General features: G+C 70.1%; 21 protein-coding genes. 7 read left to right on the top strand and 14 right to left on the bottom strand.

The genetic code is table 11. From position 1 onward, the window contains the following. Positions 1–27: 27 nt before the first annotated feature. The 3 genes from GPZ80_RS20055 to GPZ80_RS20065 all read right to left on the bottom strand — a co-directional run bounded on the left by GPZ80_RS20055 (position 28) and on the right by GPZ80_RS20065 (position 4,170). Positions 28–2,136 carry a 3-hydroxyacyl-CoA dehydrogenase NAD-binding domain-containing protein gene (locus tag GPZ80_RS20055; RefSeq protein WP_376771698.1) on the bottom strand — a complete coding sequence of 703 codons (2,109 nt, stop codon included), beginning with the start codon at positions 2,134–2,136 and terminating at the stop codon, positions 28–30. Then, on the bottom strand, positions 2,136–3,365 hold the full coding sequence (locus GPZ80_RS20060; protein ID WP_187222258.1) for a thiolase family protein: 1,230 nt from the start codon (positions 3,363–3,365) through the stop codon (positions 2,136–2,138). Before GPZ80_RS20060 ends, GPZ80_RS20055 begins: the two co-directional genes overlap by 1 nt. A gap of 100 nt (positions 3,366–3,465) precedes the next feature. Beyond that, the gene (locus tag GPZ80_RS20065; RefSeq protein ID WP_187222260.1) at positions 3,466–4,170 is read right to left on the bottom strand and encodes a TetR/AcrR family transcriptional regulator; all 705 of its coding nucleotides are present in this window, start codon (positions 4,168–4,170) and stop codon (positions 3,466–3,468) included. Between the two features lie 155 nt (positions 4,171–4,325). On the opposite strand from GPZ80_RS20065, the gene GPZ80_RS20070 reads away from it, so the two are divergent. Further along, positions 4,326–4,772 (top strand): nitroreductase family deazaflavin-dependent oxidoreductase, encoded by a 447-nt coding sequence (locus GPZ80_RS20070; RefSeq protein WP_187222263.1) that lies wholly within the window; start codon positions 4,326–4,328, stop codon positions 4,770–4,772. A 365-nt stretch (positions 4,773–5,137) separates the two neighbouring features. On the opposite strand, the gene GPZ80_RS20075 is transcribed toward GPZ80_RS20070, so the two are convergent. Both GPZ80_RS20075 and GPZ80_RS20080 read right to left on the bottom strand, forming a co-directional pair. Then, positions 5,138–6,373 (bottom strand): ribonuclease D, encoded by a 1,236-nt coding sequence (locus GPZ80_RS20075; RefSeq protein WP_376771702.1) that lies wholly within the window; start codon positions 6,371–6,373, stop codon positions 5,138–5,140. A gap of 140 nt (positions 6,374–6,513) precedes the next feature. Then, complete coding sequence (locus GPZ80_RS20080; protein ID WP_035282988.1) at positions 6,514–7,230, bottom strand: response regulator; 717 nt, start codon at positions 7,228–7,230, stop codon at positions 6,514–6,516. A gap of 257 nt (positions 7,231–7,487) precedes the next feature. Between GPZ80_RS20080 and GPZ80_RS20085 the strand changes: the two genes are divergently transcribed. Together GPZ80_RS20085 and GPZ80_RS20090 are read left to right on the top strand one after the other, a co-directional pair. Continuing rightward, positions 7,488–8,639, top strand: coding sequence for a dipeptidase (locus tag GPZ80_RS20085; protein WP_376771699.1), 1,152 nt, complete (start codon positions 7,488–7,490; stop codon positions 8,637–8,639). A gap of 232 nt (positions 8,640–8,871) precedes the next feature. Then, complete coding sequence (locus GPZ80_RS20090; protein ID WP_187222267.1) at positions 8,872–11,322, top strand: M14 family zinc carboxypeptidase; 2,451 nt, start codon at positions 8,872–8,874, stop codon at positions 11,320–11,322. A gap of 61 nt (positions 11,323–11,383) precedes the next feature. On the opposite strand, the gene GPZ80_RS20095 is transcribed toward GPZ80_RS20090, so the two are convergent. Both GPZ80_RS20095 and GPZ80_RS20100 read right to left on the bottom strand, forming a co-directional pair. After that, on the bottom strand, positions 11,384–11,692 hold the full coding sequence (locus GPZ80_RS20095) for a hypothetical protein (RefSeq protein ID WP_187222268.1): 309 nt from the start codon (positions 11,690–11,692) through the stop codon (positions 11,384–11,386). Positions 11,693–11,722: 30 nt separating this feature from the next. After that, positions 11,723–12,286 (bottom strand): DUF3000 domain-containing protein, encoded by a 564-nt coding sequence (locus tag GPZ80_RS20100; RefSeq protein WP_187222270.1) that lies wholly within the window; start codon positions 12,284–12,286, stop codon positions 11,723–11,725. A gap of 149 nt (positions 12,287–12,435) precedes the next feature. Here GPZ80_RS20100 and hemE point away from each other — a divergent pair, with 149 nt between their 5' ends. The 4 genes from hemE (at position 12,436) to GPZ80_RS20120 (ending at position 17,351) form a co-directional block, all read left to right on the top strand. Further along, the gene (gene hemE, locus GPZ80_RS20105; RefSeq protein ID WP_187222273.1) at positions 12,436–13,530 is read left to right on the top strand and encodes a uroporphyrinogen decarboxylase; all 1,095 of its coding nucleotides are present in this window, start codon (positions 12,436–12,438) and stop codon (positions 13,528–13,530) included. Between the two features lie 5 nt (positions 13,531–13,535). Beyond that, a complete protein-coding gene (hemG, locus tag GPZ80_RS20110) occupies positions 13,536–15,125 on the top strand; it encodes a protoporphyrinogen oxidase (protein ID WP_187222463.1) in 1,590 nt (529 codons plus the stop codon). Between the two features lie 12 nt (positions 15,126–15,137). After that, complete coding sequence (gene hemQ / locus GPZ80_RS20115) at positions 15,138–15,830, top strand: hydrogen peroxide-dependent heme synthase (protein WP_187222275.1); 693 nt, start codon at positions 15,138–15,140, stop codon at positions 15,828–15,830. Positions 15,831–16,103: 273 nt separating this feature from the next. Continuing rightward, the gene (locus GPZ80_RS20120; RefSeq protein ID WP_187222277.1) at positions 16,104–17,351 is read left to right on the top strand and encodes a CoA transferase; all 1,248 of its coding nucleotides are present in this window, start codon (positions 16,104–16,106) and stop codon (positions 17,349–17,351) included. 2 nt (positions 17,352–17,353) lie between these two features. Here the strand turns inward: GPZ80_RS20120 and GPZ80_RS20125 are convergent, their stop codons facing one another. The 7 genes from GPZ80_RS20125 to hisS form a co-directional block, all read right to left on the bottom strand. Further along, a complete protein-coding gene (locus tag GPZ80_RS20125; protein ID WP_187222278.1) occupies positions 17,354–20,512 on the bottom strand; it encodes a S8 family peptidase in 3,159 nt (1,052 codons plus the stop codon). A gap of 221 nt (positions 20,513–20,733) precedes the next feature. Continuing rightward, positions 20,734–21,069 carry an SCO6045 C-terminal-like domain-containing protein gene (locus tag GPZ80_RS20130; protein WP_187222280.1) on the bottom strand — a complete coding sequence of 112 codons (336 nt, stop codon included), beginning with the start codon at positions 21,067–21,069 and terminating at the stop codon, positions 20,734–20,736. Beyond that, positions 21,066–21,872, bottom strand: a complete 807-nt coding sequence (locus tag GPZ80_RS20135) for an MbnB/TglH/ChrH family RiPP precursor modification enzyme (RefSeq protein ID WP_312880458.1) — start codon at positions 21,870–21,872, stop codon at positions 21,066–21,068. The genes GPZ80_RS20130 and GPZ80_RS20135 overlap by 4 nt, the downstream gene beginning before the upstream one ends. A gap of 17 nt (positions 21,873–21,889) precedes the next feature. Then, on the bottom strand, positions 21,890–22,756 hold the full coding sequence (locus GPZ80_RS20140) for a TIGR04222 domain-containing membrane protein (RefSeq protein WP_187222284.1): 867 nt from the start codon (positions 22,754–22,756) through the stop codon (positions 21,890–21,892). Between the two features lie 157 nt (positions 22,757–22,913). After that, a complete protein-coding gene (gene msrB / locus GPZ80_RS20145; protein WP_187222286.1) occupies positions 22,914–23,357 on the bottom strand; it encodes a peptide-methionine (R)-S-oxide reductase MsrB in 444 nt (147 codons plus the stop codon). Between the two features lie 28 nt (positions 23,358–23,385). Next, positions 23,386–23,712, bottom strand: a complete 327-nt coding sequence (locus tag GPZ80_RS20150) for a hypothetical protein (protein ID WP_187222288.1) — start codon at positions 23,710–23,712, stop codon at positions 23,386–23,388. Between the two features lie 24 nt (positions 23,713–23,736). Beyond that, positions 23,737–25,002 carry a histidine--tRNA ligase gene (hisS, locus tag GPZ80_RS20155; protein ID WP_222719610.1) on the bottom strand — a complete coding sequence of 422 codons (1,266 nt, stop codon included), beginning with the start codon at positions 25,000–25,002 and terminating at the stop codon, positions 23,737–23,739. Between the last annotated feature and the right edge of the window lie 96 nt (positions 25,003–25,098).

Consider the following 25,098-nt stretch of genomic DNA (forward strand, 5'->3'; position numbering starts at 1 on the left):
CCAGGGGCGCTTTGTGGACTATCTGCGTCAGGCAGTCGGGACCGATGCGACGCCGGGGGCGAGGAACGGCTTGCCGTTGACCTTCTCCGAGATGCCCTCACGGTCCAGGAACGGCGTGATGCCGCCCAGCCAGAACGGCCAGCCGCCGCCGAGGATCATGCACAGGTCGATGTCCTGCGCCTCCGCGACCACACCCTCGTCGAGCATGATGCGGATCTCCTCGGCCAGACCCTCCAGGGCCCGCGCGCGGACCTGGTCGGTGGTGAGCGGCGCGTCGCCGAACTCCCACAGGGCCTGGACCTCGGGGTCGACACTGGGCTTGCCGGAGGCGTCCCAGGTCCACACCGCGTTCTTGCCCGCCGCGACGAACTTCTTCATGTTGTCCGAGACGCCGAAGCGGTCCGGGAACGCGCGGTTCATCGTCTCGGCCACGTGCAGCGCCACCGGGGCGCCGACGAGTTGCAGCAGCACCAGCGGGCTCATCGGCAGGCCCAGCGGCTCCAGCGCGTTGTCCGCCACCTCGAACGGGGTGCCCTCGTCGATCGACTGGACGACCTCGCCCATGAAGCGGGTCAGCAGCCGGTTGACCACGAACGCCGGGGCGTCCTTGACCAGCACCGAGGACTTCCGCAGCGCCTTGCCCACCGCGAACGCCGTCGCCAGCGTGGCGTCGTCGGTGCGGTCGGCGCGGACGATCTCCAGCAGCGGCATGACCGCGACCGGGTTGAAGAAGTGGAAGCCGACGACCCGCTCCGGGTGCTTCAGCTTCGAGGCCATGTCGGTGATCGACAGCGACGAGGTGTTGGTCGCCAGCACGCACTCCGCGCTGACGTGCTCCTCGACCTCGGCGAACACCGTCTGCTTGACGCCCAGTTCCTCGAACACGGCCTCGATGACGAAGTCGGCGTCGGAGAACGCGGCCTTGTCCAGCGAGCCGGACACGAGTGCCTTGAGCCGGTTCGCGCCGTCCGGGGAGACCCGGCCCTTGGCGGCCAGCTTGTCGATCTCGGTGTGGACGTAGCCCACGCCCTTGTCGACCCGCGCCTGGTCGATGTCGGTCAGCACGACCGGCACCTTGAGCTGGCGGGCGAACAGCAGCGCCATCTGGCTGGCCATCAGGCCCGCACCGACGATGCCGACCTTGGTGACCGGCCGCGCCAGCGACTTGTCCGGGGCGCCCGCGGGCTTCTTCGCGCGCTTCTGGACGAGGTTGAACGAGTACAGACCCGCGCGCAGCGTGTCCGTCATGAGCACGTCGGCCAGCGCCTCGGTCTCGGCCGCGTAACCGCGGTCGAGGTCGTTCTCACGAGCCAGCTCCAGCAGCTCGATCGCCTTGTTCGCGCCCGGGGACGCGCCCTTGGTCTTGCCGTGGACGATCGCCTTCGCGCGCTCCACGGCCGCGTCCCACTCGGCGCCGCGGTCGATCTCGCGGCGGCTCGGGGTGATCTCGCCGTTGACGACCTTCGACAGCCACAGCAGCGACTGCTCGAGGAAGTCGGCCGAGTCGAGCAGGGCGTCGGTGATACCCAGTTCGAGCGCCTGCTTCGGCTTGAGCATGCGGTTCTGCGACAGCGCGTTCTCAAAGATCACCGTCACGGCCGCGTCCGGGCCGATCAGGTTCGGCAGCAGCTGCGTGCCGCCCCAGCCCGGGAACAGCCCGAGGAAGACCTCGGGCAGCGCGATGGCCGCCGCGCCCGAGGACAGCGTGCGGTAGTGGCACGACAGGCCGAGTTCGAGGCCGCCACCCATGACCGCGCCGTTGATGAACGCGAAGGTGGGGATCTCCGACTCGGTGAAGCGCCGGAACACGTCGTGGCCCGCCTGGGCGATCTCCAGCGCGCGCTCGCGCTCGGCGACCTGCTCGACGCCGGAGAGGTCCGCGCCGACGGCGAAGATGAACGGCTTGCCGGTGACGGCGATCGCGGCGGGCTCAGCGGCCACCGCGACGTCGAACGCGGCGTTGAGCGACACCAGGCTCTGCGGCCCGAAGGTCGAGGGCCGGGTGTGGTCGTGGCCGTTGTCGATGGTGATGAAGGCGACCGGCTTGTCGAGACCGGGGACCTTGATCAGGCGGGTCACCGCGTGGGTGACGACCTCGTCGGGGAAGGCCGCGAGGGCCTGTTCCTGGGTCAGCATCAGTTGCCACCACCGTTCCAGTGCGGGTTCTCCCAGATCACGGTGCCGCCCATGCCGATACCGATGCACATCGAGTTGATGCCGTAGCGGACCTCGGGGTGCTCGGCGAACTGGCGCGAGAGCTGGGTCATCAGCCGGACGCCGGAGGACGCGAGTGGGTGGCCGCACGCGATGGCGCCGCCCCACTTGTTGACCCGCGGGTCGTCCTGGTCGATGCCGAAGTGGTCGAGGAACGCGAGCACCTGCACCGCGAACGCCTCGTTCAGCTCGAACAGACCGATGTCCTCAATGGACAGACCGGCGCGCTGCAGAGCCTTCTCCGTGGCCGGAACCGGCCCGACGCCCATGACCTCGGGCTCGACGCCGACGAAGGAGTAGCCCACCAGACGCATGCCGACGGGAAGACCCAGTTCCTTGGCGGTCTCCTCCTCGGCCAGGATGCAGCCGGTGGCGCCGTCGTTGAGGCCCGCCGCGTTGCCCGCGGTGACGCGGCCGTGCGGCCGGAACGGCGTCTTGAGGGCGGCGAGCTGCTCGAGCGTGGTGCCCGGGCGCGGCGGCTCGTCCTCGGTGGCCAGACCCCAGCCCAGGGTGGCGCTCTTGGTGGCCACCGGCACGAGCTCGGGGCCGATCTTGCCCGCCTTCACCGCGTCGGCGTACTTCTCCTGGCTGCGCGCGGCGAACTCGTCGCAGCGCTGTTTGGTGATCGCCGGGTAGCGGTCGTGCACGTTCTCCGCGGTCTGACCCATGACCAGCGCGGTCGGGTCGACGATCTTGTCGGCGACGATGCGCGGGTTCGGGTCGACGCCCTCGCCCATCGGGTGGCGGCCCATGTGCTCGACACCGCCCGCGATCACCACGTCGTAGGCGCCGAAGGCGATGCCGCTGGCGCTGGTGGTCACGGCCGTCATCGCACCGGCGCACATGCGGTCGATGGCGTAGCCCGGAACCGACTTGGGCAGGCCCGCGAGCAGCGCGGCGGTGCGGCCGATGGTCAGGCCCTGGTCGCCGATCTGCGTGGTCGCCGCGATCGCGACCTCGTCCACCCGCTCCGGGGGCAGTTCTGGGTGCCTGCGCAGCAGTTCACGGATGACCTTCACGACGAGATCGTCGGCGCGGGTCTCCGCGTAGATGCCCTTCGGGCCGGCCTTGCCGAACGGCGTGCGTACACCGTCGACGAAGACCACGTTCCGAACGGCGCGCGCGGCTGCGGATGCAGCGGGTGCGGCCACGGGGGTGCTCCTTAGTCGAATATGGGCTACCGACTGGTAACAAGGGCTACTCTAGCGCTGGTTACCAGTGGGTAACATGTTGACACGGCTATGGAGTGGGTCACAGGCCGACGAAGTCCGCCATCGCCGCCGCGGAGAAGTCGAAGAAGTCGTCCGCCGGGTCCGCCGAGCCGACGAGTTGGCCGAACAACTCGAAGCTGATCACGCCGAACAGCTGTGTCCACGCCACCATTACCCGTGCCAGCGCGCCGGGCGGCAAGTCGATCGAGTTCATGCCGATGACGGAACTCAGCTGGCTGCGCAGGCCGTGGCCGATGCTGCTGTCTTCGACCTTCCCGGCTGTCGCGATGGCGGTGAGCAGGAGCGGGACTCGGGTGGCTGGGGCGACGGTGTCCTTGGGCGCCTCGTAACCGGGCACGGGGGAGCCGTAGATCAGCTCGTACTCGTGCCGGTGGTTCACGGCCCAGGTTCGGACGGCGCGGCAGACGGCGAGCCAGCGGTCGCGGGGCTCGGCCTCGCCGGTGCTGTCCGCGCTCTTGCCCCGACCCTTCCGGATTTCGCTGTCAGCGTGTTCCGCCGCCGCGCCCATCGCGTCGTAGGCGTCGATGATCAGGGCGGTGAGCAGGTCGTCGCGGCTGGGGAAGTAGCGGTAGAGCGCTGAGGAGGCCACTCCCAGGCTGCGTGAGACCGCGCGCAGGGACAGGCCGTGGGCGCCTTCGGTGACGAGGTGCCTGCGCGCCTCGTCCTTGATCTCCTGTGCGACCTCGGCCCGGGCGCGGTCACGTGCGGTTCTGCCTGCGTTCATCGCCAGAATGTATCACTGCTCTCGTTTGTGAGCAGTGCTCTCTGATGTGAGCGGTGCTCTTGACTTGGAGCAGTGCTCTCGGATTTACTGTGCGCGCAACAGAGAGCACTGCTCACAAACGAGAGCACTGCTCTCGCGGATAGGGGAGGAAGATCATGTCGGCTCGCTACCAGCGTCCGGGCGTGTTCACCAAGAGCGTCTTCAACCGCGTCGTCGCGTTCCTCGTGCGGCGTGGCGTCAATGTCTGGGGGTCGCGGGTGCTGTCGGTGCGCGGCCGAAAGTCGGGGGAGATGCGCTCGACCCCGGTCAACCTGCTCGTCGTCGACGGAACGCACTACCTGGTGGCGCCCCGGGGCCACACCCAGTGGGTCCGCAACCTGCGGGCCGCGGGCGAGGGCGAACTACGCCTCGGCCGCCGCGTCCAGCCGTTCACCGCCACCGAGGTCCCCGACGACGCCAAACCCGACCTCCTGCGCGCCTACCTCAAGCGCTGGAAGTTCGAGGTCGGCACGTTCTTCGACGGCGTCGACGACAAGTCCCCGGAAGCCGACCTCCGCCGCATCGCCCCGGACCACCCGGCCTTCAAGGTCGTCCTGAGCTGACAGCACAGCGTTCACCGACCGGGTCCCGCGGCTTCGCCACCAGCCGACGCGGGCGCACCATCACACCGGCTCCGCCGCCAAGGGCGCGCAGCTTCGCCGCAAGCTGACGCGTGCACCCTCACTGACCGGGGCGCGCAGCTTCGCCGCAGGCTGCCGCGTGCACCATCACTGACCGGGGCGCGCAGCTTCGCCGCAGGCTGACGCGTGCACCATCACTGACCGGGGCGCGCAGCTTCGCCGCAGGCTGACGCGTGCACCATCACTGACTCTGGCGCCAAAGGCCGCACAGCTTCGCCACTAGCTGACCGCGCACCATCACCGAGTCCGTCGCCACGGGTGCACAGCTCAACCGGCCGCAATCGACCTCAGTCGGTGCTCGGCGTGGCGGGCTTGGCCCGCAGGGCGGTGGCGAGCGCGTCGGCGGTCAGGCCGATCTGCCACTCGCGGGCGCCGCCCGCGCGCAGCGTCTCCGAGACCGTGTCCAGGTCCGTCTCCGCAGGCGGCTGCCAGCACGTGCGCCGCACCAGGTCCGGTTGCAGCAGGTTCTCCACCGGCAGTCGGTTGGCCTCGGCGATGGCCGTCAACGCCGTCCGCGCGGCCGACAGCCGGGCCGCGGCCTCCGGGAACTTGTCCGCCCACCGGTTCGCCGGCGGCGGTCCGTCGTTGGGCGGTGACGGGTCCGGCAGTTCGGACTTGGGCAGCTCGGCCGCCGCCCGCAGCGCCCGCATCCAGACGCCCGCCAGACGCCGCTGGGCGCGGCCCTTGAACACGGGCAGCTGCAGCAGCGCCTGCTCGTCGGCCGGGTTGACCGACGCCGCCTGGATGATGGCGCTGTCGGGGAGGACCCGGCCCGGCGCGATGTCGCGGTCGCGGGCCATCGTGTCCCGCGCCTCCCACAGCGCGCGGATGCCCGCGAGCCCGCGGGCCGTCCGGACGCTGTGGATACCCGACGTGCGCCGCCAGGGCTCCTTACGGGGCGCCGGTGGCCCTGCGGTGCGCAGCGCCTCGAACTCCTCCAGGGCCCACTCCAGCTTGCCCTGGTTGCGCAGCTCCTCCTCGAGCGCGTCGCGCAGCGGCACGAGGAGCTCGACGTCGAGGGCGGCGTAGTTCAGCCAGTCCAGCGGCAGCGGCCTGCGCGACCAGTCGGCGGCGCCGTGGCCCTTCTCCAGGTGGTAGCCCAGCAGCAGCTCGACCAGGGTGCCCAGGGCGACCCGGTCGAACCCGGCGAGCCTGCCCGCCAGCTCGGTGTCGAACAGCTTGCGTGGCCGCAGTCCCAGCTCAGCCAGGCACGGCAGGTCCTGGGAGGCGGCGTGCAGCACCCACTCGTCCGCGTCGAGCGCGTCGATCAGGGGATCGATCTCGTCGTTGATCGCGACCGGGTCGACCAGGCACGTGCCGGAGCCCTCACGACGGATCTGCACGAGATAGGCGCGCTGGGAGTAGCGGTAGCCCGACGCTCGCTCGGTGTCGACGGCGATGGGGCCGGATCCGGCGGCTATGCGCTCAGCCGCGCGACGCAGGGCGTCGGCGTCGGCCACGACGTCGGGGGTGCCTTCTCGGGGTTCGGTGAGCAGCACCGGAGCCGGAGCAGCGGGGTCGATGGCTGCCGAGCCTGAGCTGGGTCCTGGTCCGGGGGTAGTCACGGCGAATGACCCTACGGCACGACGGAGCAAGATCGCGCTAGATCAGCAGCAGTCGTGTGGCTGGGCCATGCCCAGCCCAGCCACACGACCGCTGTTGTCTAGCGGATGACGCCCGCCCGCATGGCGAGAGCCACCATCTGGGCGCGGTCGCCCGTGCCCAACTTCCGGCCGATCCGCGAGAGGTGAGACTTCACCGTGAGCGCCGAAAGGTTCAGCGCCTCGCCGATCTCCTTGTTGGACTGCCCGTCAGCGACGAGCTGGAGCACCTCCACCTCGCGAGCCGACAGCTCACGCGGGGTGTTGTCGGTGCCCGGGACCCTGGTTCCCGTGGCGAGGACCGGCGCGACACTCGGGTCGGCGTAGACGCCGCCTTCGAGCACCCGTCGAACCCCGTCGGTCACCACGACCGGCGATGCGGACTTCAGCAGGTACGCCTGAGCGCCTGCTTGGAAGGCCGACCGCACTGCGTACGGGTCGTCGGAAGAAGCCAGCACGACGATCCGCGGCCAACCGTGGCTGCGGAGCTCCGTGACGAGCTCGATCCCGCTACCGTCAGGCAACCCGAGGTCCAGAATCGCGAGATCGCACGGACCAGTGGCCTGTGCTCGCGCTCTTGCCTCGGCCACCGTGGCGGCCTCGTGCACTGTGCCCGCGCCCATCTGCGTGAGCCGGGCGGCTATCGCCTCCCTCAACAGTGGGTGGTCGTCAACCACCAGCACTGAGAACAACTCTTCCCGCGGGTGCGGGACCATGTTCGCCGGCAATGAGCCGGCTGGCGTGGTTCGAACGGCCTGACCTAAGCCGACGGCAGCCACGTCACTACCTCCCTGGAGTCGGTCGTTGCCCCCCGACCGGCACTGGGACTTTCGACCAAACAGCCGCGCCGCCGTTGGACCGAAAGTGGTGTCGACGAAGGCAGCCTAGCCGCCCAAGCGGGTTAGCGGGACGATCAATCGGGTAAGTATCCGATCGGGTTGTGACTGAGGGACGTGAATGTCCCACGATTGGGTGACTCACTGAATGGTGACGTAACGGATGTACACGGTCACACGATGGAATGAGGTCAGGGGTAGTGAACAACCCTGGATTTGACCGCGCTCGACGGCTTCTCGCCTGCACGCCGTTGGTCGATGGACACAATGATCTCCCGTGGGCGCTCCGGGAGAAATGGGGGCCCGACCCCCGGGCCGCGGTAGCGGGCACCGACCTCTCCGTCGAGCAGCCTGACCTGCACACCGACCTGGTCAAACTCCGTCGCGGCGGCGTCGGCGCGCAGTTCTGGTCGGTCTACGTCCCCTGTCAGCTGACCGGCCACTCCGCTGTCACGGCCGTCCTCGAACAGATCGAGATCGTGCACGGCCTGGCCGCGCGCTACCCCGACGACTTGCGCCTTGCCTACACCGCTGACCAGGCGGAATCCGCCTTCGCGGACGGCCGCGTCGCCTCGCTGCTGGGTGCTGAGGGCGGTCACTGCATCGCGGAATCCCTCGGCGTCCTGCGCGCGCTGCACCGTCTAGGGGTTCGCTATATGACCCTTACCCACAACGACAACACCCCGTGGGCTGACTCCGCCACCGACGAACCGCAGGTCGGAGGCCTTTCCGACTTCGGTCGCGAGGTCGTCGCCGAGATGAACCGGCTCGGGATGCTCGTCGACCTCTCCCACGTCGCCGCGACGACGATGCGCGACGCCCTGGACGTGAGCACGGCGCCGGTCATCTTCAGTCACTCCTCCTGCCGCACGATCACCGACCATCCCCGCAATGTGCCGGATGACGTGCTGAAACGGCTCCCCGACAACGGGGGCGTGCTGATGGTGACGTTCGTTCCGCGGTTCATCTCGCCCGCCATCGCCGAGTGGGACGACCGGCTCGCCGCGGCCATGGAGCAGGCCGGGGAGAAGCACGCCGACCTGGCCGCCCGGGAGCGGTTCTGTGAGACCTGGGAAGGCCGCCACGATCAGCCTCAAGCCACGTTGGCCGAGGTCGTGGCCCATTTCGAGCACGCCAGGGACGTCGTCGGCGTCGATCACATCGGGGTCGGCGGCGACTACGACGGCTGCCCGGAGTTCCCGGCGGACCTGGAGAACGTCGGCACGTATCCGGCGCTGTTCGCCGCTTTGCTGGACGCCGGGTGGAGTGAGGACGACTGCGCGAAGGTTGCTGGGCGTAACGTCCTGCGCGCCTTGCGTTGGGCCGAACGGGTGGCGGCCGGACGCGAATAACTGGCAAAAGGTAAAAACTTCTTCGTCTTCGTGGCGGTATGGGCCCCGTCGTGGACCCACTGGACGCACCGACTCCACCAGACGTCCGCTCCACATGATCTGGCAACTGGTAAACCGTCAATTCTGTTGATGACGTGGTTAGCGTCACGCTGCCGCCACGTTTGCGGGTGGCGGCGGATCTTGGGAGGAAACGGGCGTGAACTCTTCAGTCAGATGTGTACCGGCGTGGCGGGTGGCAGCCGCGGTAGGACTCAGCGGGGCGGTGGTCATCGGCCTGACGTCGTCGACCGCCAGCGCGGAGGACAACGTCCTGCGCAGCGACCACGCGGTCGCGCGGTCCTGCTTCGAGAAGCCCCTGCCCGCGGGGACCCGGGGCGCCGACCGCCGCGAGGTCACCTCGACGGTCGACGGCCTCGTCCAGGCGCGGCTCAAGCCGCACGGCCTGGGCTCCGGCGACTGGGACGTCGCCGTGTTCGACAAGGCCACCGGAGCGGTCGTGTCCGCGTCGGCGGCCCTGCGCAGCAACGAGCTCGCCGAGAGCTTCGTGGCCAAGGGCCAGGAGCTGATCGTGCAGGCCTGCCGCTACGCGGGCACCTCGCGCAACGTCGCCCTCGGTGTCGACTTCCTCGCGCTCAACGCGCAGGGCGGGGCCACCCAGGCCGCGCAGCGCGCCGAGATCGTGCGGGTCGAGACCCCGAACAAGCAGCAGAAGGACCGGCTCTTCGCTCTCGGCCTCGACGTCACCGAGAAGGCCGACGCCACCGGCGTCGAGGTCGTCCTCGCCAGCGACGCCGACCGCGAGACCCTGCGCTCCAGCGGCATGAAGTCGACCGTCGTGCAGGCCGACCTGACCGCGCGCTCGATCGCCAACACCAAGGCCGACAAGGAGTACGCGGCCAAGTCCGCGGGCTCGGTGCTGCCCTCGGGGCGGACGTCCTACCGGCGCCACTACGAGTACGACTTCGACATGAAGGAGCTGGCCCGCAACAACCCGGGGCTGGTCAAGGCCTTCACGCTGCCCGAGCCCACCTGGGAGGGCCGCGACGTCGTCGGCGTCGAGATCGCCACCAACGTGGAGAACATCCGCGACGGCAAGGCCGTCAACTTCACGATGGGCATCCACCACGCGCGTGAGTGGCCCGCGGGCGAGCACGCCATGGAGTGGGCGATCGAGCTGGCGAAGGGCTACAAGGCGGGCGGTGAGCTGCGCACGCTGGTCGGCAAGACCCGCAACATCGTGGTGCCGATCGTCAACCCGGACGGCTTCAACATCTCCCGCGAGGCCGAGCCCAAGGGCGACTTCACCCGCTTCGACTACGAGATGAAGCGCAAGAACTGCAACGTCAGCGACTCCCCGGAGGCATTCCGCACGGGTGTCTGCAAGGCCAACCCGGCGGGCCGCCTGCGTGGCACCGACCCCAACCGCAACTACGCGGGCTTCTGGGGCGGCGCGGGCGCGTCGACGGCGTGGAGCAGCGACACCTTCCGCGGCTCGGGCCCGTTCTCGGAGCCGGAGACCCGCAACGTCCGCTCGATCGTCTCCAACCGCCAGGTGACCAACCTGATCACCCTGCACACCTATTCCAACCTGGTGCTGCGCGTGCCCGGCGTGGCCGACGTCCGGCCGCCGCTCGACGAGCCCGCCTACAAGGCGCTCGGCGACAAGATGGCCTCACGCAACGGCTACACCAGCCAGCCCTCGTGGGCGCTGTACGACACCACCGGTTCCACCGAGGACTGGTCGTACTTCGCCACCGGTGGTTGGGGCTTCACCTTCGAGGTCGGCCCGAACGAGTTCCACGGGCCGTTCGCCGACGGCGTCGTCGCCGAGTACGCGGGCCTGGCACCGGCCGCGGGCGCGGGCAAGGGCGGCAACCGCCAGGCGTTCATCGACATGCTGGCCAACGCCGCGGACTCCACCACCCACGCGACGCTGACCGGCTCGGCGCCGAAGGGCTACCAGCTGCAGGTGCGCAAGGCGTTCCAGACGCCGACCTCGCCGGTCGTGCAGCCGGACGGTTCGACCAAGGAGCCCATCCAGGTCGCCGACGTGATCAAGTCCGACCTGCTCAGCACGGGCGGGCGGTTCACCTGGGCGGTCAACCCGTCGACCCGGCCGTACGTCGCGGGCCGCTACGGCCGTGACCCCCAGGGGCCTGCCCAGGCTCCGATCGCGCTGGCGAACCCGGCGGGCATCCCGGCGGAGAACACCAACTTCCCGTCCGACATGACCGCCGAGAGCATCCCGTTCCACATCGACGGCATGCCGGCGGTGGACAACGGGAAGATGGAGGTCACCGTCGAGTGGGGCAGCGCCGCCACCGACTGGGACCTCTACATCTTCGACTCGGCGGGCAACATCGTCAGCTCGTCGGCCAGTGGTGGCACCCGCAGTGAGAAGGCGGTGCTCTTCGACCCGCCCGCGGGCGACTACACCGCGGTGATGGTCAACTACGAGCAGGGCGACCCGGGAACGCCGGACGACTGGTCGAACCTGAACGTCAACTTCTTCTCGCCGCTGCCCACCACCTACGGCCCGAAGGAGCCCTACACCCTGACGTGCAGCGACCAGCGCGGCAGGCTCGTGGGCCTGGCGGAGGTCTACGCCGACCGCGGCCAGACCGTGGATGTCGGCGACGTCTGCACCCGCTCGGCACTGGAGACCAAGGCACGCAAGAAGTAGTAGCGCTTCAACGACAGCGGGCCGGTGCTGGTGCACCGGCCCGCTGTCATGTTCGGCAAAGTCAGGATTGGCCGGGCCACTGCTGACCGTGCTGCTGGACGGCGGGCTGCTGGCCGGTGTGCGGGCCCGCCTGGGGTGCGCCGAACGGCGGGTACTGGGGCGCGGGCTTGGGCTGGGCAGGGCCGCTGGTGCGGAACGCGGTGGCGCAGATCCCTGAGCCGATGCTCAGCACGCCGAAGGTGAAGGCGCTGATCATCGCCACCCACACTTCGTTCTGGTTGCTCGCGGTGAGCGATTCCATGGCGAGCAGCATGCAGATGACGGCACCGATGAAGGACAAGGCCATGACAGCCGAGCAGGCGATTCGCATGTTCGGTGACCCTATTAGGCCATCGAAAGGTCACTCGCCGCGGCGTTGCCCGAACAGCGCGATCCCGACCGGCGGCAGACCGACCACACTGGCCATCAGGTCGCAGAACGCCTCGCCGTGCGCGCGCAACGCGCCTGTTCGTGGGGTCCAGGAAGCGCGAAGTTCGAGGTCGTCGACCCGGGCCGGGCCCGCGATGTCGCCGAAGCGGGCGGAGGAAGTGTCGGTGACCGTGCCGCCCAGCGCGGTGAACTCCGCGCCCGAGGCGGCCAGCGCGTCGGTCAGCCAGGACCAGCCGACACTCGGCAGCAGCGGGTCGTCAGCCAGTTCGGCGTCGAGTTCGGCACGGACGTAGGCGACCACGCGCAGCACGCCCTCCCACGCCTCCTGGCCCTCCGGGTCGTGCAGGAGGATCAGTCGGCCGGTCGCCTGCACTTCCGCGGGCCCCACCGCCTCGGCGCTGATCGCGAACGCCCAGGGCGCCAGCCGTTGCGGCGGGCGGACCTCGGCGAGCTGCAGCTCCGGTCGAGGTCGCAGCGACTTCAGCGCCTCGACGGCCTGCCTGAAGAGTTCAGGCGCTGTCGACGTTCCGGTCACGACTGGTAACTGTAAGACCACCCGAGTCAGTGAGTTGGAACGGCGCGCCGAGTATTTGACGCCTGATTGCGCCACCGTGAGTGTGACATTGGCCGATTCGACTCCCGCTCGACCGCCGCGAGTCCGCGTCGTGGGACCATGGCGGGGCGATGACTGACATCAACACCGCCGTGAAGTCCCCGGCGAAGTCCGCCCGTCGAAGCTTGCCCGGGTCGCCGTTCCTGGTGGCCGCCCGAGGTGGGAGGCCCGCACGGGTCCCGGTCTGGTTCATGCGCCAGGCGGGCCGCTCGCTGCCCGAGTACCGCGCGCTGCGGGCGGGCACCAAGATGCTGGCCGCCTGCTTCGACCCGGACCTGGTCTGCGAGATCACCATGCAGCCCGTGCGCAGGCACGGCGTCGACGCGGCGATCCTGTTCAGCGACATTGTGGTGCCCCTGGTCGCCGCCGGGGTCGACCTGGACATCGTCGCGGGCACCGGCCCGGTCGTGGCCTCGCCCATCCGCTCCGCCGAGGATGTCGCCGCGCTGCCGACGCTCGACGCGTCGCAGGTGGAGCCGGTCGCCGAGGCCGTGCGGCTGCTGACGTCCGCGCTGGGCGACACCGCGCTGATCGGGTTCGCCGGGGCGCCGTTCACCCTGGCGTCCTACCTGGTGGAGGGTGGCCCAAGCCGCAACCACGAGCGCACCAAAGCGCTGATGTACGCCGACCCGACGACCTGGCACGCCCTGCTCGACAAGCTCGCCGACATCGCCCTGACGTTCCTGCGCGCGCAACTCGCCGCAGGCGTCGACGCGGTCCAGCTGTTCGACTCGTGGGCGGGCGCGCTGTCGCTCAAGGACTACCGCGAGTTCGTCCTGCCGCACTCGTCGAAGGTGCTGGCGGGCCTCGCCGACGCGGGCGTGCCCCGCATCCATTTCGGGGTCGGGACCGGCCACCTCCTGGGAGCCATGCGCGAGGCGGGCGCCGACGTGGTCGGCGTCGACTGGCGCACGCCACTGGACACCGCGGTCACGCGGCTCGCGGCCGTGCCGGGCTTCGAGTCCGGCCCGGTCGTGCAGGGCAACCTCGACCCGGCCGCTCTGTTCGCGGGCGACGAGGTCGTCCGGCGCGAGGTCGCCCGGATCATCTCCGAAGGCCGGGCGGCGCAGGGGCATGTGTTCAACCTGGGCCACGGGGTGCTGCCGGAGACAGACCCGGATGTGCTGACCAAGGTTGTCGACCTGGTGCACGGCTCCACCCGGTGAGTGCCGTGCGGGTGGCGGTGATCGGCGGCGGCATCGCCGGACTGACCGCCGCGCACCGGCTGCGGGCCCTGCTGGGACCGGACGCGGTGATCACGGTCATCGAGCAGTCCGACCGCCTCGGCGGCAAGCTGCGCACCGTCGACTTCGCGGGCATCCGCTACGACGTGGGCGCCGAGGCCTACCTGGCCCGCCGCCCCGAGGCGACCGCGCTGATCCGTGAGCTTGGGCTGGAGGTAACCCACCCCAGTGGAGCACGCTCGACGGTGCGGGCGGGTGGGGTGACCCGGATGATCCCGAGCGGGACCATGCTGGGCATTCCGGCCGACCCCGCCGCGGTCACGGAACTGCTCTCGGACGAGGGCCGCGACCGGGTGGCCGCGGAGCGGACACTCGCCCCGATCCGGCTGGAGGGCTCGGACGTCGGCCTGGGCGCCCTACTGCGCTCCCGGTATGGCGACGAACTGCCCGACCGGCTGATCGACCCTCTACTCGGCGGGGTGTACGCGGGAAGCATCGACAACCTCGGCCTGCGGGCGACGATGCCGCAGATCGCCGCGGCCCTGGACGCGGGCGCGACCTCACTGACGGCCGCCGCCAGGACAGTGCTCACCCCGGCGAGCAGTGCTCCGAGTTCGGGTGCGGCGCTCTCGTCAGAGAGCAGTGCTCTCGGTTCGGAGCACCGCTCCGGTTCGGTGAGCGGTGCCCTCGGTGAGGAGCGGGCGCCTCGCTCGGAGAGCAGTGCTCTCGATTCGGAGCGGCGCTCTGTTTCGGTGAGCACTTCGGACGGTTCCGGAGCGGTGTCCACATCGGGTCGCGGCGCTGCGGTCTTCGGCACCTTGACCACCGGCCTCGGCACCTTGGTCGACCGGCTCACGCGCGATGTCGAAGTTCGGCTTGGGGTGCCGGTCCGTGAACTGACGAAGCGGCCGCACGGGTGGCGGCTGGTCCTCGGCGCCGCCGCTCCCGGGCATGAGCCGCGGGAGTCGGTGATCGAGGTGGACGCGGTCGTGGTCGCCGTGCCCCCGCCCGCCGCGCGCAAGTTGTTCGAGCGGGTGGTGCCGGTGGCGTCGGTGGCGTACTCCCGCATCGAGGTGGCCTCGGTCGGCGTGGTCGCGTTGGCTCTTCCCACCGGCACCGAGTTGCCCGGCACGTCCGGCATCCTCGTCGGCGCGGGGGAGCGGCGGTCCGATGGGGCTCCGTTCGCCGTCAAGGCCTTCACCTACTCCGCCACCAAGTGGTCCCACCTCGACGCCGTCGTCGTCCGCGGCTCCGTGGGCCGCTTCGGCGACCCGGGTGCGCTGCGCGCCGATGACGAGGAGTTGGTGCGGCTGGTGCGCGCCGACCTGTTCGACCTCACCGGCGTCACCGCCCCGCCCCTCGACGCCTTGGTCACCCGCTGGGGTGGTGGCCTTCCGCAGTACGGGGTCGGCCACACCGCTCTGGTCGCCCGCCTCGAAGAGGCGGTGGCCGCCCACCCCGGCCTGGCCGTGGCAGGCGCCGCGCTGCATGGTGTCGGGATCCCCGCGTGCATCGGGACCGGGGAGGCCGCGGCCCGACGTGTCGCTGCCCACCTGCGCACGCTCACCCGCGAATGAGACGATGAACGTATGGCCCGCCTGAACTACGCCGAGCTCAACGACACCATCCGCTACACCATGTGGTCGGTGTTCCGCATCGAACCCGGTCGCCTGCCCGACGACCGCGGACTCGCAGGCTCGGAGGTGACCGACTACCTCGACGGCCTGGAAAGCAAGGGCGTCGTCGTGCGCGGCGTCTACGACGTCGCCGGGTTGCGGGCCGACGCCGACTACATGATCTGGTGGCACGCCGAAGAGGTCGAGCAGGTGCAGGCCGCCTACACCGGTTTCCGCCGCACCGCCCTCGGCAAGGCCTCCACCCCGGTGTGGAGCCAGGTCGCCCTGCACCGCCCCGCGGAGTTCAACCGCAGCCACATCCCCGCGTTCCTGGCCGGTGAGGAAGCACGCAAGTACATCTGCGTGTACCCGTTCGTCCGCTCCTACGAGTGGTACCTGCTGCCCGAGGAAGACCGCCGCAAGATGCTTGCCGACCACGGCAAGGAAGCCCGCGACTACCCGGACGTGCGCGCCAACACCGTCTCTTCGTTCGCCCTCGGCGACTACGAGTGGATGCTCGCGTTCGAGGCCGACGAACTGCACCGCATCGTCGACCTCATGCGCCACCTGCGCGGCACCGAGGCCCGCCTGCACGTGCGTGAGGAAATCCCGTTCTACACCGGCACCCGCGTGCCCCCGGCCGAACTCGTCGCGAACGTGCCCTGACCGTCGGGACTTGACCGGTCGCGTCGTGCCCGGCCCATTCCGAGTCGCTCACGCGACCGATGCATGAGCGCGTGGCGGAATCTGTGGCAGACGGCTCGCCAAGCCCTGCTTGACCGGGCGTCCTGCGTGGCCGTGCTGATCCGGGCGCGCTTGAGCCCGGCCGGTTCGGCTCGTCACGCCGGCGCTCGGCGTGAGCGGTTTGAGCGTGTTCTGTCTGGGCCGGGTTTGGTCGCTTGCTGAGCGGGTGGAAGTGTTGCGGGAGCGAGGTAAGTCATGACCGAGTGCCTGTTGCCTGGTCCGTTCCGGGTCGCGCACGCCGCCGCCCGCTGTGTGGAGCGGGTGACGGAAGCCGCAGCCGAACTGTTGCGGGAGCGCGGAACCGACCCCGGCCCCGTCTCGGTCGACGTCAGACATGCCGCGGCCGCGTTTGGAAGCGAACGGCATGTCCTCGTCGACGGTCGGTCGCCCGGTGACACCTGGGCCCCGCTGTCCGGTGACTACCGGGCCGCCGACGGCTGGGTGAAGTTGCACTGCAACTACCCCCACCACGAAGCCGCCGTCCGCTCGGTCCTCGGTGACGACATCGCGGCCGAGGTGGCGCGCGGGCGGGCCCACGACGTCGCGGAGGCGGTGCTCGCCGCGGGTGGGGCGGCCGCGATGCTGCGCGGGCGCGACGAGTGGCGGGAACACCCGCAAGGCAAGGCCGTCGCGGCTGAGCCGCTGGTCTCCGTCGAGCGGATCGCCGACGCGCCCGCCCGGCCGCTGCCACCCGCCGACCGGCCCCTCGCAGGCATCCGGGTCTTGGACCTGACCCACGTCATCGCCGGCCCCGTCTGCGGCCGCGTCCTCGCCGCCCACGGCGCCGACGTCCTGCATGTCGGCGCCGCGCATCTGCCGACCGTGCTTCCGCTGGTGATCGACACCGGCTTCGGCAAACGCACGTGCCACCTCGACCTTCGCGCCGACGAGAACCGCGCGACCCTGCGTGGACTCCTCGCTGACGCCGACGTGATGGTGCAGTCGTTCCGCCCGGACACCTTCGCCGCCAAGGGGTTCGGCGCGAATGACCTGCCGCCGGGCGTGGTCATGGTCAGTCTGTCCGCGTATGGCCACAGTGGACCATGGCGAAAGCGCCGCGGCTTCGACAGCCTCGTCCAGCTCGCCACGGGCATCGCGACCGAATCCGACGGCAAGCTGGTCTCCCTGCCCGCGCAAGCGCTTGACCATGGCACGGGCTGGTTCGCGGCCTACGGCGTCCTCGACGCCCTCCGCAGGAGGTCGGTCGAAGGCGGCACTTGGCACGTCCGGGTTTCCCTGGCCCGCACGGCGTTGTGGCTCGACGAGCTCGGCCGAGTGGACTCCGCCGAAGAACCCGGCTTCGCCGACCCGTATCTGTCTGAAATAGACAGTGACTTCGGGATCGTCCGGCACGTCTGCTTTCCCGGCACGATGCCGGGGTCGCCCCCGGCGTACGGTCACGGACCCCATACACCCGGCGGCGACCCCGCATCCTGGTGGTAGACCTACTTCAACTTGTACGCCCGGATGATCGTCTGCTCGACCGTCGCACCTCGACCGTCCTCCGCCTTGGCGCGCAGTGACACGGACTTCGCGTCAGCGGGGTGCAGGAGCAGCGCGGTGTTGTTGGCGACAGTCGCCCGTCGCCATGTCTTCCCCTCGTCGTAGGACACCTCGACGCCGAGTTTGCGTGGCGTGACAGTCGATCCGTCTTCGAGCCGCATGCCCACCGGCAGCAGGAAAGGCCTGCCCGCGCGGGCGCTGTTGCTCTCGTCCAACACGCCGTGGAACCGCAGCACCGACAGCGGGATGATCTTGTCCCCGGCCGCGGAGGTGAACGTCCACGCCGCGGACACCTTGGTGCTCACGTCGAACAGCTCGCCCCGCACGCCTTCCGTGGCAAGCCGATACGCACCTTGCTCGGCCGGTACCGGGAACATTCCATAGCCCGCCCCCGGGCCCTCGCCGATCTGGACACCGTCGCGGTGGAGGGTCGTCTTGCCGGAGGTGACCACGGTGGATCCGGCGTTGCCCGCGCCGTCGCCGAACAGGCCGATGCCGAACGTGATGTCGTCGCCGACCCGCTCCGCCCAGGGGTACGGCGATCGTGGCAGCGCCGGGCTGAAGATCGCCCCAGCCATCCGCTCCTGGTACGTCCGGCCTGCGCGCAACGACTTCGGCACCGAACGGAACGAGCCTTGGATCGCGGGCGGCTCGCCGAGCATCACCTCCGATTCCCACTCTGTGTTCTCGGTGGAGAAGTGCTCGGTGAGGCCACCCGGCAGCGAGACCTCGCGCCCGATCGCCCAACTGCTTCCCCGCCCGTCCGGATGGCGGGGGAACGTCAGCCGAATGCCGTTGGTCGCCTTGGCGGTCGGCTGTCCGAGCGCGGTGCGCACGGTCGCCACGTCGGCTGGCCGGTAGGTCTTCTCCAACCCGGTCGGGACGGACTTCGGCTGGAAATGGACCAAGCCGTAGAAGTCCTTGCCCGCCATCCACGACGTGCTCAGCGTCCAGAGGAACTTGTCCGCGGGCAGTTCCGGCCCCACGTGCGCGGTGTGGATCTGCTCGGCCGAGTCCCCGAGCGCCGACACACTGATCCACCCCGTCTCCGTGGCGAACTCATAACCCGCGGAGGCCAGGACCGACACCGCCGCCGGATCCGGCGCGACGACCTTGAGCTGCTTGGTGACCCGGGCGTCGACCACGGTTTCCGTGTCCTTGGTGAGCGTGAACGCCGGCTCGGTGACCACGTGCGAACCCGTCTCCATGGCGAAGAACGTGTCGACCAGGTATCGGCCCTTCGGCATCCGCCGCGTGACCACCCCGCCCGGACTGTGGATAAAGGACAGCTGACCCGTGTCGAGCGCGAAGACCAGCGTGTACGCGTTCGGCGACGGTTTACCGTCCAGACCGAGGAAGGTCGTCTTGACGTCGTAGCTCTCGACCTCGCGGTCAACCCCGACCGGGGTGCGCGTCGCCGACTCGCCGGACGTCGCCACGACCGTGCCGGAGTAGGTGCCGTCGACCGAGCCCAGGCGCGTGTCCGAGGTGACGCCGACCGTCGCGGTGCCGCCCGCGGGAACCTCGACCCGGTCACGCGACAAGGCGATCATCCCGGCCGGTGCGGGCTTTCCGTCGGGACCGACGAAGTCCACCTTCAGGTCCAGGGTCACCGGTGCGGTGCCGCCGTTGCGGTAGGTGATCTCCTTCGTCACCGGCTCGTCGTCGCCATGCGGCCACCTCGGCACCCCGAAGCCGACCGACGTCGGTTCACTGGTCACGTTCTGCGCCAACGCCCTCGGCACGTCGATCCGGCCGGAGCCCTGCGCGTACGCGGGCTCCTGGGGCGTCGGCCTGGCCGACGCGGTCAGCGCCGCCTTGAGCTGCGCGGCCGTCCACTGTGGATTCTTCTGGGCCAGCAGCGCGGCCGCGCCCGCGACGTGCGGGGTGGCCATCGAGGTACCCGACATCGACACGTAGCCGGGCTCCACGGGACTGCCGATGACGCCCTCCTTCGCCTGCGCGGCAACGATGTCCGAGCCCGGGGCGGTGACGTCGGGCTTGATGGCCCCATCGCCCACGCGCGGACCGCGGCTGGAGAAGAACGAGAGTGCGTCGTCGCGCTCGACCGAGCCGACCGTCAGCGCCGCGTCCGCGCTGCCTGGCGAGCCCACCGTGCCCGCCGACGGACCGGAGTTGCCCGCGGCGATGACGAACAGGGTGCCGTGGTCGGCCGTGAGCCGGTTGACCGCCGCTTCCAGCGGGTCGACCTCGGCTGTGTCCTCCCCGCCGAGGCTCAGGTTCACGATGTCGGCACCCTGCTCGGCGGCCCACTCCATGCCCGCGATGATCCACGACTCCTGGCCCCAGCCCTGGTCGGAGAGCACCTTCCCATCGAGCAGCTTGGCGCCGTGCGCCACACCTTGGTACTTCGCTCCGCCGCCCGCGATGGTCGATCCGACATGCGTGCCGTGCCCCATGCGGTCCACCGCGTCGGCGGAGTCGGTGAAGTTGCGTTCCCCGATCTCACGGCCCGCGAGGTCGGGGTGGGTCTGGTCGACCCCGGTGTCCAGGACCGCCACGGTGACACCGTCGCCGGTCAGCCCCGCCTGCCAGGCCGCGGGCGCGCCGATCTGCGCTGTGCTGCGGTCGAGGTTGGCCTTGTGCCGGGCGTCGAGCCACACCTTGCCCGGCCCCGCCGCCAGCGCCCGCCAGGACTCGCCCAGCGACGACTTCTCGGCGGCGACCGCGCGGGCCCCCGCCGAAGGCAGTTCACGCACGGTCCGCACTCCCGCCGAGCGCGGTGTCGGGCCGGTGAGGATCAGCGGCAGGTCGCCGCGGCCGTCGCCGTAGCCCGCGTCGAGCAGGCCGGTCACGTCGAACAGTCGCGGGTCGAGCTTGCCCGAGGAGATCAGGGGCAGCGCGTCGGCCGGGATGACATTGAGCCGCCCGCCCGCGGTGTACGTGCGGAACGTAATTCGTTCGCGGCCTTTTCCGGGCAGCACAGCGGGTCTGCCCGCTGAGAGCAGCACCCGGTCGCCGGTGATCAGGGTGACCGCCCTGGCGTCGTTCGTCGGCGGCTTCGGTGGCTCCGCCGTGGCCGCGGTCGAGCCCGCGGCCACCAATCCGATCGCGATAGCGAGAGAAATTGTCCGTTTCATCTGTTACCAGCCCCCACCGGTCAGGAAAATGACAACGCACAAGGGGCCGACGACAGGTGACGTGCAATTCCCCCAGAAATCAAGCCCCAGTAATTTCAAGTTAATGAGTTTCGGTGGCTCGCGCATCGCCCGATTGGGTGGGCCGGGTGGTGTCGACAGGGTCGACACCACCCGGTGAACCCGGCCACCGGCTCGCGAGAGCCGTTGCCCCGGCCGGGAACTCAGGTACGACGCCACCAGCGGCGTTGGGGTTCCGCCACATGACCACCGGCGATGAGCCACTCGCGGAACGCCGCCGCGTCCTCCCGGGCACGCGAGCCCACCGTGCGCGGATGGGCGCGCGCGTACTCGTCGAAGAGGGGACGGTAGCGCTCCTCCAACTTGTCCGCGACCTCGGGCGCTAGTTGCGCGACAACCCGCCTGCGTTTGGCGAGCAAGGCATCGGCCTCCACCTGGAGGGCGATCTCGTCGAACCCCGCGGGGGGCTGGCCGCCTGCCAGCAGGGCCCGCAGCAACGCGGCCTGCTCCGCGGCCAGTCGTTCCCGCGCGCCGCTCACGCCGTCGCCGCGAGAACGCCGCGGATGGCGTCGAGTTCGGCCAGCAGCGCGGCATCCGTCGGGTACAGGTCGTCGCGTTCCAACAGGACACCAGGCGGGCGGACCCGGGAACACAGCTCCCGCAACACATCCAGCACACCGGGCGGCACCGGGTGGGCGTGCGTGTCGTGGTAGACGCCGTCGCGCTCGACCCCGCCCGCCACGTGCACGTAGGCGATCCGGTCGAGTGGCAGCCCGTCGAGGAGGTCGGCCGGGTCCTGTCCCAGATTCCGGCCGTTGGCCCACATGTTGGCCACGTCGACCAGCAGCATGCACCCGGTCCGCTCGACCAGCTCGCTGAGGAACTGCGCCTCGGTCAGCTCCTCGTCGGGCCACCGCAGCAGGGCCGCGATGTTCTCCAGCGCGAGCGGCACCCCCAGCGCCGCTTGTGCGGTCTTCACGTTCGCGGTCAACACATCGAGGGCGTCGCGGGTGCGCGGCACCGGCATCAGGTGCCCCGAGTCGAGCCCGCCCGCCCGGACGAAACAGACATGGTCGCTGGCCATCGGCGCGCCGAGCGCGTCGGTCACCGCGGCGAGGTGGTCGAGCCGGGCTCCGTCGACCGGATCGGCCCCGCCGAGCGAGAGGGAAACGGCGTGGGGGAGCACGGGGACGCCCCGGTCCAACAGGACCCGCAGTGACTCCGGGAGGCTGTCGTGGTGGATGTTCTCCGCCACGACCTCCACGAAGTCGATTCCCGGCATCCGCTCCACGGTCAGGTCGATCTCCGACCGCCAGCCGATGCCCACCCCGAGCTCACCCACGCCAGTCACCCTCGATCTCATCCGCCACAGCCACCGCCGCCGCCGCAGCCACCCCCGCCGCTGCTGCCGCACGACGATCCTCCCCCGGATGAGGACCCGGAACCACACCCCGACGAACCGGAGTTGTTCGCGGCGATCGCCTGCTTCTGTGATTCCAGAGCCGAGGCGAGTTCGGTGTCGGGGTGGGCGGCGAGGCCGCTGAGCGCGACCACGCCGACCACCCCCGCCGCACCCCCGTACAGCACCGCCGCGTCGTTCACCTGCCTCGCCGACCGGGTTCCCCGGGCCTCGGTGAGCAGCCGTTCCGCCGCGTACGTCCGGTCTGGCACCGACTTGCGGTACAGCAGGACCGTCACCACCGCGGTGACGACCAGGGCGAGCGTGAGCCAGCCGATCGGCCGCCCCTCCGCCAGCCCGTTCGTCCACCGCGCGCCGCCCACCACGAACAGCACGGTCAGCGGCAGGACCCCCCAACGTGCCCGAGCCGCGTCCTCGCCGACGAGCAACCCCTTGCGGGCCAGGGATTCGCCGAGCTTGCGCACGACGTCACCCCGACCGACCTTGTCGACGAGCAGACCGATACTGCGTTCCCGGTTCCGCTGGATGTCCGCCAGCACCGCCTGGTCGATCGGGTCCGTCGCGGTGGACCCCTCGACCACCCGCACGGTTCCCTTACGGCTCGGCCGCACCTTCTCGCGGTCGATCAACCTGGCGACAGCGGTCTCGACGACACGCCGGGGCCCGCCTGCCAGGTACGCCAGCTCGTCGAGCGAGAGCTGACCCGGCCCGATCGCCCCGCTCGCCGCCCGCGAATCGGCGGACCCCGCGCGGACCATGATCCGCACCGCCAAAGCGAACAGCAGAGCGAAAGCGAAAGCGACCACGTAGATTCTCAGAAAATCCGGTCCCGCGATTCCCCACGGTTCATTCATCTCGGTCCCCCCCTCACGCCAAGTTGCCCTGACGTGACCCATGCTGTTCGCGGTGTGACCGCGAGCACAAGGGACCTTGATTTAGATTTAGGGAACCCGTGGGCCAGATTTAGGCTTCTTGAGCCGGATTTGAGGTATCGGGCACCAGGCGCAGGGAAATCGAATTGATGCAGTACCGCTGGTCGGTCGGCGTCGGGTATCCCTCGCCCTCGAAGACGTGCCCAAGGTGGCTGTGGCAGGTCGCGCACAGGACCTCGGTGCGCACGGTGCCGAACTGGCGGTCCTCCCGCAGCATGATGGTGTCGCCCGCGAGCGGGGAGAAGAACGACGGCCAGCCGCAGTGCGACTCGAACTTGGTGTCGCTGCGGAACAGCTCCGCCCCGCACGCGCGGCACTGGTAGACCCCGACGGTCTTGGTGTCGGTGTACTCACCGGTGAACGGGCGCTCGGTCCCGGCCTGGCGCAGCACCGCGAACTCCTCCGGGTTGAGCTGCGCCCGCCATTCCTGCTCGGACTTCACGACCTTGGGGGTGGCGCCGACAACGGGTTTCACGAGATCTCTCCTCCAAGCGCGCACGGGTTCAGCCCAGCAGCATGCTGAAGACGAACGCCAGTGTGTCCCACGCGGCGACGATGACGCCGAGCAGGATCAATGTCACCACGATGCCCGCGGTGACCCGGTAGTGGCCACCCAGGCGGTTGGCCGCGTCGGCGAAGTCGCCGACGCCGCCGAGGTAGCCCTCGACGGTGTAGCCGGGCCGGACCCGCTCGACCCGGTCGAGGTGCTCGGCGAACGCCTTGGCCTCGGGGTCGTCAGGGTCCAGACCGATCAGGTCGTCGGCGAACCGGCCCGGTGGGCCCGGGCGCGGCTCATCGTCGGCTGTCCCCGAGGAACCTGTCGCGACCATGCTTCAACGGTAACCCGAACGTGGTTACCTGTCGCCCAGCTTGCGTTCCTCGATTTCACCCGCGGTGTCGCTCTTGAGGTGGACGAACGAGGTGAAACCCCACTCCTCCAGCCTGCCCAGCTGCGCGCCGAACTTCCCGCGCCTGCGGATCGGGGAGACCGACCGGCCGTCCGCGCGCAGCTCGCGTGCGGCGCCGGTGACCCGCGCGAGCGGGACGTCGGCCTCGTAGAGCACCGCGACGGACTCGCCGCGCGCCTGGCCTTCGAGCAGGTCGACGATGCGCTCGAAGCCGATGGAGAACCCGCAGGCGGGGACGTCGCGGCCCAGGGAGCGGCCGATCAGCCGGTCGTATCGCCCGCCGCCCGCGACCGAGCCGGACGAGCCGGGGTGCACGATCTCGAAGATCTGACCGGTGTAGTAGCCCATGCCGCGGACCAGCGTCGGGTCGAATTCCCAGGTCAGCGGCCTGGTCTCGGCCAGCGAGCGCAGCGCGTCGGCGGTGGCGGACAGGTCGGCGACAACCTCGTCGGACAGGCCGGGGACCGACGCGGTGAGCTGGTCGGCGAGTTTGGCCGGGTCGATGCCCTGCAGGCCGGTGATGCTCGCCTGTAGTTGGTCGATCCGCTCGGCTTCGAGGCCGCGGCCCGCCAGTTCGGCGCGCACACCGTCCCAGCCGACCTTGTCGAGTTTGTCGAGGGTGATGAACAGGCCGGTCCACTCCGCCTCCGGCAGCCCGATGCCCTCGGCCAGCGCGGACAAGAACCGACGGTCCGATACGCGGACCGTGGTCCCGTCGAGGCCGACCGCGGCCAGCGCCTCGGTGGTCGCCTCGATCAGTTCGACCTCGGCGAGCACGGACTCCTCGCCCAGCATGTCGATGTCGCACTGGTAGAACTGCCGGTAGCGGCCCTTCTGCGGGCGCTCGGCGCGCCACACGGGCCCGACCTGGAACGAGCGGAACGGCTGCGGCAGGCTCGCCTGGTTGTTGCCGTAGAAGCGGGTCAGCGGGACCGTCAGGTCGTAGCGCAGGCCGAGGTCCACAAGCTCGTTGAGGGTGGTGTCGGCGGCGACCGTCTCATCGAGGCCCCGGCGCAGGACCCGGTAGATCAGCTTCTCGTTCTCGCCGCCCTGGCCGCCGGTGAGGCGCTCGATGTTCTCCAGGGCGGGCGTCTCGATGCGCTGGTAGCCGAAGCGGTGGTAGACCTCGGTGATCTGGGCCAGGACATGGTCGCGCACGGCGACGGTCGCGGGCAGCAGGTCACGGGTGCCCCTGGCGGGGCTGTTGTCCATCTTCACCGGTACGGGTTCCTCGCAGATCGCGGTAGCTATGACGAGCAGTACGGTACCGGGGGTGTGGATACTTCCGCGCATGCATTGCCTCGTCGC

Origin of the sequence: Actinokineospora xionganensis (assembly GCF_014323725.1) — a bacterium.
In the GTDB taxonomy this organism is placed as follows: Bacteria; Actinomycetota; Actinomycetes; order Mycobacteriales; family Pseudonocardiaceae; genus Actinokineospora; species Actinokineospora xionganensis.

Coding starts and splice junctions, on each gene's coding strand:
- GPZ80_RS20120 (WP_187222277.1), top strand. CDS start 16,104: ATGACCGAGTGCCTGTTGCCTGGTCCGTTCCGGGTCGCGCACGCCGCC.
- GPZ80_RS20125 (WP_187222278.1), bottom strand. CDS start 20,512: ATGAAACGGACAATTTCTCTCGCTATCGCGATCGGATTGGTGGCCGCG.
- GPZ80_RS20150 (WP_187222288.1), bottom strand. CDS start 23,712: ATGGTCGCGACAGGTTCCTCGGGGACAGCCGACGATGAGCCGCGCCCG.
- GPZ80_RS20065 (WP_187222260.1), bottom strand. CDS start 4,170: ATGAACGCAGGCAGAACCGCACGTGACCGCGCCCGGGCCGAGGTCGCA.
- GPZ80_RS20095 (WP_187222268.1), bottom strand. CDS start 11,692: ATGCGAATCGCCTGCTCGGCTGTCATGGCCTTGTCCTTCATCGGTGCC.
- hemQ (WP_187222275.1), top strand. CDS start 15,138: ATGGCCCGCCTGAACTACGCCGAGCTCAACGACACCATCCGCTACACC.
- GPZ80_RS20070 (WP_187222263.1), top strand. CDS start 4,326: ATGTCGGCTCGCTACCAGCGTCCGGGCGTGTTCACCAAGAGCGTCTTC.
- hisS (WP_222719610.1), bottom strand. CDS start 25,002: ATGGACAACAGCCCCGCCAGGGGCACCCGTGACCTGCTGCCCGCGACC.
- GPZ80_RS20055 (WP_376771698.1), bottom strand. CDS start 2,136: ATGCTGACCCAGGAACAGGCCCTCGCGGCCTTCCCCGACGAGGTCGTC.
- hemE (WP_187222273.1), top strand. CDS start 12,436: ATGACTGACATCAACACCGCCGTGAAGTCCCCGGCGAAGTCCGCCCGT.